The sequence below is a fragment of the Marinobacterium halophilum genome, from assembly GCF_003014615.1.
Taxonomy (GTDB): domain Bacteria; phylum Pseudomonadota; class Gammaproteobacteria; order Pseudomonadales; family Balneatricaceae; genus Marinobacterium; species Marinobacterium halophilum.
Window position 1 is genome coordinate 1 of sequence record NZ_PYGI01000046.1, and the last position, 1635, is coordinate 1635.

Sequence of the window (1635 nt, forward strand, 5' to 3'; positions counted from 1 at the left end):
AAAACATGAACAAGCAGATGACAACCGCCGAAGCGGTAGCACAGTTGCGCGATGGCATGACCATCGGCTTTGGTGGCTGGGGGCCGCGGCGCAAGCCGATGGCGATCGTGCGCGAGATCCTGCGCTCGGACGTGAAGGATCTGACCGTAGTGGCCTACGGCGGCCCGGAAGTGGGCATGCTGTGTGCGGCCGGTAAGGTCAAGAAGCTGATTTTCGGTTTTGCCACCCTGGATGCCATTCCGCTAGAGCCCTGGTTCCGCAAGCTGCGTCAGGCCGGTGAAATTGAAGTGATGGAGCTGGATGAAGGCATGTTCCAGTGGGGCTTGCGCGCCGCCGGCATGCGTATGCCGTTCCTGCCGACCCGTTGTGGCCTGGCCACCGATGTCACCACCCACAACGATCTGCGCACCATCACGTCACCCTATGATGACGGTGAAGAGCTGCTGGCGATGCCGGCGCTGAATCTGGATATGGCGTTTGTTCACGTCAACAAGGCGGACAAGCTGGGTAACACTCTAATTACCGGCTCCGATCCCTATTTCGATCATCTGGTGGCCCGTGCCGCCGAGCGTTGCATCGTCTCTACCGAAGAGTTGGTCGACAAGCTGGAACTGACGCTTGAAACCGCCCGCCTGAATACCTTCGAACGTTACCTGGTACAGGGTGTGGTACACGCGCCGATGGGTGCGCACCCGACCATGTGCGCACCGAACTATGGCTGGGATCTGAACCAGCTGAAGCGCTACGTCGCCAGTGCCAGCCAGGACGATGGCTGGAATGTCTATATGGACGAGTTTGTACGCTCCGGTGAAGACGCCTATCAGGCTGCCAACGGTGGTGTAGACGCAATGGGCAGCTTGCCGCTGCCGACATTTTAAGGAGAGGCGCAATGACGACCAACTGTGAATTTACGCTGGCCGAACTGATGATTGTGGCCGCTTCCGAAGCCTGGCGCGATGATGGCGAGTTGCTCGCCTCCGGCCTGGGCATCATTCCGCGTCTGGGTGCAAGCCTGGCGAAAATGACCCACACCCCCGAGCTGATGATGACCGACAGCGAATCGCTGCTGGTGGAAGAGCCGATTCCGGTCGGCCCGCGCGGTGACTATGTACCCAAGTACTCCGGTTACATGCCGTTCGAGCGCATCTTCGAGTGCGTCTGGGGTGGCAAGCGTCACGCCATGATCGGCCCGACCCAGATCGACCGTTTCGGCCAGACCAACCTGTCGGTTGTCGGTGACTACGCCAAGCCGAAAGTGGCGATGTTGGGTGTGCGCGGCCTGCCGGGCAACAGCATCAACCACATCAACTCCCTGTATGTACCCAACCACAACACCCGTGCGTTCGTGGCCGGTGAAGTGGATATGGTCTCGGGTGTGGGTTACAACCCGGCACGCTGGTCCGAAAACATGCGTCAGGACCTGATGGAGGTCCGTCACATCGTCACCAATCTGTGTGTGATGGACTTCGGTGGTCCGGACCACGCCATCCGTGTGCGTTCCTTGCATCCGGGCGTGACGTTCGAAGAAGTTCAGGCCAATACCGGCTTCGAGCTGCTCAAGGCTCCGGATATGGGCGAAACCGCACATCCGACCGCCGAGCAGCTGGCACTTATCGCTCAGCTTGACCCGCACAA

At 59.9% G+C, this 1635-nt stretch carries 2 protein-coding genes; both read left to right on the forward strand.

The window, feature by feature from the left end:
• Nucleotides 1-878: CoA transferase subunit A (locus CLV44_RS17180; RefSeq protein ID WP_245912729.1), on the forward strand; the 878-nt coding region annotated here is incomplete at its 5' end.
• 11 nt (nucleotides 879-889) lie between these two features.
• Nucleotides 890-1635 (forward strand): CoA-transferase subunit beta (locus CLV44_RS17185; protein WP_106593344.1); only part of this gene is annotated, 746 nt, incomplete at its 3' end.